The sequence below is a fragment of the Ferruginibacter sp. genome (genome assembly GCF_031391665.1).
Lineage (GTDB): Bacteria > Bacteroidota > Bacteroidia > Chitinophagales > Chitinophagaceae > Ferruginibacter.
In genome coordinates this window covers 26123-35939 of record NZ_JANMUN010000151.1, presented here as the reverse complement: position 1 = coordinate 35939, position 9817 = coordinate 26123, and the positions used below count along the sequence as shown (strand labels likewise).

Sequence of the window (9817 nt, the reverse complement as noted above, 5' to 3'; positions counted from 1 at the left end):
GTATTGCGTCGGGCTGTTTGGTTACAGAAGTTTTATTGGTGTAAGTAAAAGATGGTTTACCAACAGCACCTCTTTTTGTTGTAATAACCACCACGCCGCTTGCAGCACGTGAACCCCATATTGCTGTTGCAGCCGCATCTTTTAAAATGGTAATATCACGTATATCGGTAGGTGCAATATTTAATAAGCTTGCATAACCCAGTTCATCCGCTGCGCCAAAATTAAAATCAGATGGTATTGCTGTTTCGTAAGGCATACCATCAACCACAATTAACGGATCGTTAGATGAATTGATAGAAGATGTTCCCCTTATGCGTATTTGCATGCCAGCACCCGGATCGCCTGAATTGGCAGTGATATCAACACCGGGTAACCTGCCCTGTAATGCCTGGTCAATTGATGCAGCCTGCATTTCTTCAAGCTCTTTAGCGGCTATGTGTGACTGTGCGGTTGTTAACTCCCTTTCCGGAATGGACACATTGCCGTTATCAATTTTTCTTTGTGATACTACTACCACATCACCTAAATCCCTGCTGTTACTTTCCATGGTTATATTAAAAGTAACACGGGTGTTTACCGATACAACCTGCGAACGGAAACTGATATGGCTTATGGACAATTTATTTTTTGTACTGGAAAGCTTTATTACAAAATTTCCTTCCACATCTGTTTTTACCGCATGAATAGTTCTGCCATCTGCATCAACTTCTGCAACAGTTACATGATCGATGGGCTGTTTGTTCGTGCCCGTAATTTTCCCCTGCACTGTTGTAGTTTGTGCAAATACTGCATTGGCAAACAGTATTGCAAACAACAGAAAACTGATTTTCGTAATTACTACTTTCATTATACAATTACTTTTATGTGCTTAACTTACAAAGAAGGTTATAGCTTTTAAAATTGAATTCCTTTTTTCTACTTAATATTTTAAATAATTATCTACCAGGTGAATTACCGTCCGGTTAGATAAATTATTACTTAGTGCCGTTACTAATCTTGCTTTACGGTTAAACCCATCACCTACTTCAAAAATTCCCCCGGGGTAAAGAATAGAAAATGTTACCGGATCACCTGCTGCATTTCTTAATAAAGAAGGATAAGAGCCAATATCAATTCCATTAGCAATTACAGTTCTTTTATCAAGTATATGATACAAAATAAATTTTTCTACTAAAACTTTATCAGCAGTTAATGTGGGTGTAAAGTTGGGCACGCCTGCTGTACCGGGTAATAAACCTGCATTAATGGCCTGTATCATTGCAGCTTTGTTAGGAATAAAAAATGTATAAAACGAACCTGCAGCCAATCCTGTAATTTCAAAAGTAGTGGTATTGTATAAGGTGGAATTCTTTAAATAATTCCAGAAATAATTAAACTCCGATGCTGCAGGCGTTCCTAAAATTTCTATGTTTTTTGAAATGGGCAGATAAGGAAAATACATTAAGTCGTTTAAATAAACCACCTGGCCGTTTAATGCTTTTCTAACGCTGTCGATAGTAATACTTACATTACGTTCTATACTGCCTGCAGTAAATACACTGTTGCCATCGTACTTTATAAATTCGTTACCAAATGTGCCGATGATTCCTCTAAAACCTGTTGTGCCAATATTATCCAGTTCGTTATTGGGTGTTTCTACAACACAACTGTTGAGCATCCGCAATAAATTAAGCCTGTTACTGTCATTTTCTATAACAGCTCCGGCGGTATTTTTAAATCCCCAGCCATTAGAGCCGGAGTTATAACTGTACCCCTTGGCCGCCAGCAATGCATCCGACATCATAAACAAAGTATATTTTACTGATGGATTAGTGATGATGCCTTTTAATTCCATATCCAGCAGCCTCGTCATTAATGTATAACGTGGATTTAAATACGCCTTACCATAAACTGTAGCAAACACATTGGGTTCATTTACTTTTTTGGTGCCATAAAAAAATCCGTTACTTAAAATTTTCTTATCTACTATATCATTTGCTGCACTCATTTTAGCGGCCTCTCCTAAAAAATTAAATGTATTGCTAAACCTGCTTGGCCATACTGTTGACTGCCACATATGTGCATTTAATAAATCGGCTATAATTGACAACGGCAAAGCATTTAAACTTGTGTATTGCTGTAATACAACGTTGTTAATGTATTTATTTAACGAATCGTTAGTGGGTGCAAACATTGTCCACCCGTCTCTTTGCCCATCGTTATCCTGCAGTTTAAAATAGTTTTCGTTGTTGGGAGAAAAGGCCAGTAAATTAGAATATACTTTTACCGATACATCATCAGTAACGCCATTTAAAACCTGGTACCTTCTTGTGGCTTCAGTATTTTTTACAAACAGCACCATAAACCTTTCTAAAATACTTCTAAAAACACTGTACTCGGGTTTGTTGCGTAAGTATTGGTCAATACTTTTTGCAGGCGTAACTACTTTATCAATAATATGAATTACACCATTTTCTGCCGGAACATCTTTTTGTGTAACTTTTGCGTTGGCTACATTAAAACCAGAGAAGGTTGAGCCCGGATAAAAATAAGTATAATCAGTTTGCGATAAACCCTGCGCCGCTAAATACTCACTGGTAAAAGAAGGAATGTATTTGTTACCGTTATCTGCAAATACATAATAACTGTTGGTTGTACCATTATTATTTCTGTTAGAAGGAATAGCTTTTAATGCAAGGCCTGCAGCTGTTGTATCGCTGTAAAATCCTGTGTAATATGCAGTGCGTCTTTTAAATGCAACATTAGGCACCCATCCAAGATTCGATTGAAAGTCATCGATCCTGTCTTTTTCAAAACCATTAAAAACTAAAAGATACTGTACCACCATTTGAGCAGTTGTGGAATCTACATCGGCTACGGTATTAAAACCACGGCCTTTAATAAACGCAGCAAATTCGGTATCGGCAGTAAATGCAGAATCAGTAGGTGCAAAAATTGTCCAGTAACCAGCTGCGGCTAATGTTGACTTGTAGCCTGCCTTATCAATAAGAGAAACAAAATTTGTAAACTTGCCTTTATCTACCAATTGTTTGTAAATGGGATCGGCAAGGTTTGCCGGTCGCTCATAATACTCATCAAATTTCTTTTTACAAGAAGTAGTAAATAATGCAGCCAATAGAACTACGGCTGCTAACTGATAAATTTTTTTGTGCATATAAATTCCTGCTTTGAAATAAATAATTTAATATTTATACTATTATACTGCTATACAAAAAAATCACCTTACACTATTACAAATAAATCCTGATGAATTTTGAAATTACAAAACCAATGAACAGGTTTTGTGTGTGAGTAAGAAGGTATATTTTTTCTCATATAGCAGTGAGTATCGTTATCGAATTAAAAAAGTTTTAATTCGGAATTGTTGTATTTAGCTTTGGTTTTTAGTAATTACAGCAACAATTATTTTAGCCATAATTAACTATGCTGTTTTACGTGTACAAATTCAGTTTTTATTGATTAATGACTATCCTGTGGCATCCTGTAAAATGGCTTTAAAGAAAGCATTATCCACATTTCTGCAAAAAAAGAATTTTGTATAAAGGAGGTAAATTAGGAGACAACGAAAACAGTCATTGTTTTTGGGCCATGTGCACCCAATACCAATGATTGTTCTATATCTGCGGTTTTTGAAGGGCCTGCAATAAAAACTCCAATACCGTATTGGGTTTCTCCAATCAAATTATAAGCTTCCTGCATATTATTTAGCAAATCATTTTTTTGTAATACAACAGCAAGGTGCTCACAAATAAATGGCAATGCTCTTATCTTAATTTCATCACCTGTAAGCCAAACCGAACCATTTTCTGCAACACCAAATCGTACCGCTACAATGGCAACTTCTATATTTTCTAAAGTGTGGGGATCTAAATTTTCATCAAGTGCTTTAAATTCCTGTAATTGAGGCAGCGTTGTTATATAATTTTGATTACTGCTAAAATTAGTTTTCACATATTCAATAATTTCATTTGTGCTTTTTATTTCTACAACAGTTCCTCCAATTGCTGTAAGCACTGTTGAAAATTGTAAAAATTTATCGTTGTATGTTATGGCGTTAACACTTGCTAAATCCGGCAATTGCTGCAATGCCGGTTGATTATTTTTTACTGCCACTAATATTTTTTCCCTGCTGCTCATTTTCTATTTTTTTTATACCAGTCTGTAAAAGATTGTTTTGGTGGTGCCGGCAAGTCACGTTGCTTATACCAGGGGTTAAATTTATTGTTTACAAAAAAGGGTAAATACTTCATAACCCACCGCCCTGCTTTACCGGCAATGTTGAAAACTTTTGGTCTTGATAATGTTGCAGCCATCGCTTTCATCGCAACAGTTTTTGCTTTTGGAGAAAAGCCTTCTTCAGTAATTACCTGCCGCCATTTGTACAATTGATTATGTATATCAATTTTTACCGGACAAACATTGCTGCAGCTTCCACAAAGTGTAGAGGCAAAAGGTAAGTCTGCATATTTTTTCATATCTAAATTCGGCGCCAGTATAGCGCCAATTGGCCCGGCAATAGCCGTGTGGTAACTGTGGCCACCACTTCTGCGGTACACCGGGCAGGTATTAAAACATGCTGCACATCTAATACATTTTAAGGAGCTTCTAAAATCCTCTCTTCCTAACTGAACCGTTCTTCCGTTATCAACCAAAATAATATGCAACTGCTGGTTGCCGTTAGGTTTTTTAAAATGGCTGCTGTATGTCGTTATCGGCTGACCTGTTGCACTCCTTGCCAGCAATCTTAAAAAAATTCCTAAATGTTTTCTTTGCGGAATAATTTTTTCTATACCCATGCAGGCAATATGTACATCGGCTAAATGTGCACCCATATCTGCATTACCTTCGTTGGTACACACTACGAATTCGCCGGTTTCTGCAACTGCAAAATTTACACCAGTGATGGCAATTTTCCTGGTTAAAAATTTTTCTCTTAAATGTATTCTTGCTGCGTTGGTTAAAAATTGCGGATCGGCATTTCCTTTCGGTGTATTTAAATGCTGATGAAACAACTCTCCTATCTCTTCTTTTTTCCAATGAATGCAGGGCAACACTATATGGCTGGGATGTTCCCCCGCTAATTGTACAATGCGTTCGCCCAAATCAGTATCAATAACATCAATATTATACTGTGCTAAATATTCATTAAGGCCACACTCCTCCGTTAGCATCGATTTACTTTTTACAATCTGGCTAACTTTATGTTGTTGTAAAATAGAATGTACAATTTCGTTATGCTCTTTTGCATCGGAAGCCCAATGTATTATCATTCCATTTGCAGTTGCCCTTTCTTCAAATTCTAATAAATAATTATGCAAATTGCTAAGCACATTATTTTTTATTGCCGAAGCAGTTTCTCTCAGCTCCTCCCATTCAGGAATGGTCCATGCGGCTTTATCTCTTTTCTGCCGTATCCACCATAAAGTTTCATCATGCCAGTCCACACGATTTTCATCTTTATTAAATGCAGCAGCTAACTCCGGATGTTTGACATTTGTAACCGACATAAAATTATTTTTTTGCCTGCCCCGATTTTTTCGGGGAAGCTAGCATTTAATCTTTACTAATCTATATTGGCGTCGTCCCGATGCATCGGGATACAGTAAATCTTTATTGAGCTTTAATTATGTTTTGCAAAAGCACCTGCCGTCCCTACGGGACGTGAAAGCATGTAATTTATTTTGCTACCCACCTTATGCTCCTAAGGAGCAAAAATGCATACCTTGTCCTTTATTTTTTTCGACATTGAACAATGAACATTGAACATTCAACCAATTAGCCAATCAACTATTCAGTATCTCCGCAATATGCTTCACCAGAATATTACTTTTCCTTCTTTTTAAAATACCTTCCAAATGCATAAGGCAACTCATATCGCCTCCGGTAATTACCTGTACATTATTTTTTTCATGATCGGTCACTCTGTCTTTACCCATCTTTACACTTACTGCTTCTTCCACTACGCAAAACGTTCCGCCAAAACCACAGCACTCATCTGTACGGTTTAGTTTTATCAATTCCAACCCCTTTACTTTTTGTAATAAAAAATCTCCTTTACTAAATGGCGCTGCCACCAGCTCACTCATTTGTGCGGTGTGCAAACCTCTTTGCCCGTGGCAGCTCTGGTGTACACCAACTCTGTAAGGAAAGGTGGCATTTATATTTTCCACTTTTAAAATATCCACCAAAAATTCGGTTAACTCAAAAACTTTATGTTGAATTGCAGTGGAAGCTATTTCATTTTTATTGCTGTGCAAATGATCTTTAATGTGCAGCGTACAACTTCCCGAAGGACAAACTACATAATCATACCCGGCAAAATTTTCAGTAAATAATTCATTGCAGGGTTGTGCTAATTTTTCATAACCGGAGTTTGCCATTGGTTGTCCGCAACAGGTTTGATTTAAAGGATAGTTCACTTTACAATTAAACTTTTCCAGCAATTCTAATGTGGCAATAGCCACTTGCGGATAAAACTGGTTTACATAACAGGGTATAAATAATCCAACATTCATCACACTAAACTTGGTTTTGCATAAAATTTTAAATCAATAATATCGCCGGGCAAAGGTTTGCTGTTCCAGTGCTGGTGAATGGCCAATGCTGCGCCAACCGCAGTGGCTTGTGCAACACTGGCAGCATACACTTCCATTGTTGGAAAAGCCTCTGCAAGCAAATGCATGTAAATCGAATTTTTACTAAAGCCGCCATCAACAAAAATGCGGTTTACATTATTGTCTTGTATTACCAGTTTGGTAGAAGCCAGTTGCTGCCACATTATATCAAGTATTAACTGGTGATAAGCCACTTCATAATTTCTATACTCCCCTAAATTTCTTTCTGCAAATCTTATTACCGGTGCTGCCGCATTTTTTTTAGCAAGCGATACTATAATTTTTTCATCGTACTCCACTTTTTTATAATTATCCTGTGGCATATTAAAATATTGTGCTAATCTTTTTGTTTCAATCTCATGCTCGTTACCGGCGAATAAACGACTGGCTTTTACCGGCTCGCCTTTGTAACTCATATAACACAAACAATCCTGCCGCAATTCACTTTCGGTTAACGGATGTTTATTAAATGGGTTTAAAGTTATACACCAGGTGCCGGTAGAAATTAAAATAAACGGTTCGGTAAAGCAAGCTAAATAAGGAATTAATGCAGCGGAAGAATCATGCAGACCGATGCCCACTTTAAAATCTTTCCAAAAAGCCCTGGCATCCACCACATTTGCTGATGAAAAAATTGGTGCTAATTTTTCTTCTATTCCTTCACGCAATACCCATTCGTGATAATTGTTTTGTGGAAAATTCCACAGATTGGTATGGCAACCAATACTGGTAATATCACTGTAAGGCTGTGCCGTAATTAAAAAACTTAAATATTGCGGAAGATGTAAGGAGTATTTTATTTTTTCAAATATTTCAGGATGTTTATTTTTTAACCAATATAATTGCATCCCCGAATTTAAATTGCCCAGTACCGGTGAAGCGGTAATCATTGAAACAGTAATTCCTCCACCATAATCTTCGTAAAATTTTTTCTTTAACTCTTCCGGAAATGGTTTTAGATAATTATATAAAGGGGCTACAGGTTTTCCATCAGCATCAATATGAACAAAACTTGCGCCGTAGGCAGAAAAATTTAATGCCTTAATTTCAAATTCTTTTAAATCCATTAATTCTTTTAACGAATTCCTTCCCCATTCGGTAAGTGCTTCTAAATTTTCGCAGGGGTCGCCGTCTTCATCCATTGTTTCGGTAAACTGCAAAGTTTTTTCAAACACAATGCGGTAATGTTCATCAAACAAAAATAATTTCTTATTGGTTTTACCAACATCAAATATTGCTATAACGGGAGTTGTGTTCATTGTTGTGAATGGTCAAGGGTGAATGGTCAAGGGTGAATGGTCAAGGGTGAATGGTGAATTGTAAATTATTAATTGGCAATGGGCAATGGTGACAGACTCTACACTTAAAACAATATTGACCATTCACTATTCACCACTCACCATTCACCTTACAAACCTGTTGCCATTGTATTCGTTCCTCTATCTTTAATTAATTGTACTCTTATTTTTTCATTTCTAAAAAATGATAAGGGATCTAAAGCTGCACCTGCTCTTAATCTTGCTTCGGCAACAATAGAACGCACATCGGTACGGAAAGTATTTTGTAAAATTTCCTGCGCTGCCACCACATCATTATTTTGTTGTGCTTCATTTAATTTTTTTCTATCAACCAATAATGCATGAGTATATGCAATCATTATCGCTTCCACCGATTGCAATAAATCTTCCAATGGATCTTTTACATTATGGCTTGCATCAATCATCCAGCCTAAATCAGTTGCATGGTTCATACCTTTGGCATCCATACCTTCTACCAGTTCGTTAAAAATTAAAAACAGCTGATAAGGTTTCATACTGCCTACGGTTAAATCATCATCGCCATACTTGCTGTCGTTAAAATGAAAGCCGCCCAGCTTTCCTTCCATCAGCAGTAAAGATACTATTTGCTCAATGTTGGCATTGGGTAAATGATGTCCTAAATCAACCAATGTGTAAGCTTTTTTACCCAGTTTATTGGCGTACAATAAAGATTGTCCCCAATCTCCCACTGCCATCGAATAAAAATTGGGTTCGTACGCTTTGTACTCTACAAACATTTTCCAGTCGGCAGGTAAGGCTGCATAAATTTCATGTAAACTTTCTAAAGTATTTTCAAATGATCTTCTAAAATTTAATTGCCCTGGAAAACAACTGCCATCAGCAATCCAAACAGTTAATGATTTTGAATCTAATGCAACGCCATGTTTTATTACATCAATATTATGTTCGATTGCCTGTTTGCGTACCGCTTTATCTACATGCTGCAGCGAACCAAATTTGTAACTCTCTTTTTGGTTGGGTTGATTTTGAAAAGTGTTGGAATTAACTGCATCAAACAACAAACCATGTTGTGCTGCTAATTTTTTTGTGGCATTTGCATCTGTCGGAATGTCCCACGGAATATGTAATGATATAGCGCCGCTTGAATTATTTAATGCATGCAGCAAACCCACATCTTCAATTTTTTCTTCTAAACTACCGGGCTCGCCTGCTCCGGGGAAGCGCCCAAACCTTGTACCGCCTGTACCCAATGCCCAACTTGGTATAGCTACCTGGAAAGCCATTAATTTTTTTATAATTTCCTCTGTGTTTGAAATGCCTCCGGCTGTAAAATTAAATTTCCGTTGGTGTTCTGAGAGTGCCTTACCGTTACTATCTGCAATCAGTTTTTTATCTAATAACATATCTAAATTTTTATTTGCCTCTATCCCCTAAAGGGATAAAAGCGAATGAATACAAAATAAATCATAATCTCCTCAATTTCCCCCTTTAGGGGATAGGGGCTTAAGGCATATAAAAAACTTCTTCCAAAGGAATACTTACCGGTGAATTATCAGGATTGCTGTCCATAATATCTCCCATATACTTCCACCATTTTTGCATTACTTGATGTGAAGGTAAATCATTAAGCAGCGCCGGGTCTTCGGCCTTTAGTACACCAAATAAACTATTAGTTGTTTCATCTAAAAAAATGGAGTATTCGCTGATGCCTGTTTCTTTTAACAACAAAACTAACTCCGGCCAAATTTCATCGTGGCGTTTTTTATATTCTTCTTTTTTATTTGCAAACAATTGCATTTTAAATGCTACTCTGTGCCCCCTAAATTCTCCGCCAGCTGGCGGAGGACTTTGAGTCTCTGCATTTTCAGAGTTTTTTTCATCACTCATACAAAAGATTTATATTGAAGTTGTGTTGTAAAAAAA

At 36.9% G+C, this 9817-nt stretch carries 8 protein-coding genes; all 8 read right to left on the bottom strand.

Going from position 1 to position 9817, the window contains the following annotated elements:
- Nucleotides 1-847: TonB-dependent receptor plug domain-containing protein (locus ACY651_RS10845; RefSeq protein WP_462252573.1), on the bottom strand; the 847-nt coding region annotated here is incomplete at its 3' end.
- A gap of 72 nt (nucleotides 848-919) precedes the next feature.
- Nucleotides 920-3154, bottom strand: a complete 2235-nt coding sequence (locus tag ACY651_RS10840) for a fasciclin domain-containing protein (RefSeq protein WP_462252571.1) — start codon at nucleotides 3152-3154, stop codon at nucleotides 920-922.
- A 398-nt stretch (nucleotides 3155-3552) separates the two neighbouring features.
- On the bottom strand, nucleotides 3553-4137 hold the full coding sequence (locus ACY651_RS10835; protein ID WP_462252569.1) for a LutC/YkgG family protein: 585 nt from the start codon (nucleotides 4135-4137) through the stop codon (nucleotides 3553-3555).
- Nucleotides 4134-5507: a lactate utilization protein B gene (locus tag ACY651_RS10830; RefSeq protein ID WP_462252567.1), complete on the bottom strand. Its 1374-nt coding sequence runs from the start codon at nucleotides 5505-5507 to the stop codon at nucleotides 4134-4136. Before ACY651_RS10830 ends, ACY651_RS10835 begins: the two co-directional genes overlap by 4 nt.
- A gap of 276 nt (nucleotides 5508-5783) precedes the next feature.
- Nucleotides 5784-6515 (bottom strand): (Fe-S)-binding protein, encoded by a 732-nt coding sequence (locus tag ACY651_RS10825; protein ID WP_462252565.1) that lies wholly within the window; start codon nucleotides 6513-6515, stop codon nucleotides 5784-5786.
- Nucleotides 6515-7873, bottom strand: a complete 1359-nt coding sequence (locus ACY651_RS10820) for an FGGY-family carbohydrate kinase (RefSeq protein ID WP_462252563.1) — start codon at nucleotides 7871-7873, stop codon at nucleotides 6515-6517. The genes ACY651_RS10825 and ACY651_RS10820 overlap by 1 nt, the downstream gene beginning before the upstream one ends.
- Nucleotides 7874-8022: 149 nt before the next feature.
- Nucleotides 8023-9297, bottom strand: coding sequence for a sugar isomerase (locus ACY651_RS10815; RefSeq protein ID WP_462252561.1), 1275 nt, complete (start codon nucleotides 9295-9297; stop codon nucleotides 8023-8025).
- 100 nt (nucleotides 9298-9397) lie between these two features.
- A complete protein-coding gene (rhaM, locus tag ACY651_RS10810) occupies nucleotides 9398-9781 on the bottom strand; it encodes an L-rhamnose mutarotase (protein ID WP_462252559.1) in 384 nt (127 codons plus the stop codon).
- Nucleotides 9782-9817: the final 36 nt, after the last annotated feature.

Excerpts from the sequence above, each read along its gene's own strand:
- ACY651_RS10820 (WP_462252563.1), bottom strand. The coding sequence starts at position 7,873 with ATGAACACAACTCCCGTTATAGCAATATTTGATGTTGGTAAAACCAAT.
- rhaM (WP_462252559.1), bottom strand. The coding sequence starts at position 9,781 with ATGAGTGATGAAAAAAACTCTGAAAATGCAGAGACTCAAAGTCCTCCG.
- ACY651_RS10825 (WP_462252565.1), bottom strand. The coding sequence starts at position 6,515 with ATGAATGTTGGATTATTTATACCCTGTTATGTAAACCAGTTTTATCCG.
- ACY651_RS10840 (WP_462252571.1), bottom strand. The coding sequence starts at position 3,154 with ATGCACAAAAAAATTTATCAGTTAGCAGCCGTAGTTCTATTGGCTGCA.
- ACY651_RS10830 (WP_462252567.1), bottom strand. The coding sequence starts at position 5,507 with ATGTCGGTTACAAATGTCAAACATCCGGAGTTAGCTGCTGCATTTAAT.
- ACY651_RS10835 (WP_462252569.1), bottom strand. The coding sequence starts at position 4,137 with ATGAGCAGCAGGGAAAAAATATTAGTGGCAGTAAAAAATAATCAACCG.
- ACY651_RS10815 (WP_462252561.1), bottom strand. The coding sequence starts at position 9,297 with ATGTTATTAGATAAAAAACTGATTGCAGATAGTAACGGTAAGGCACTC.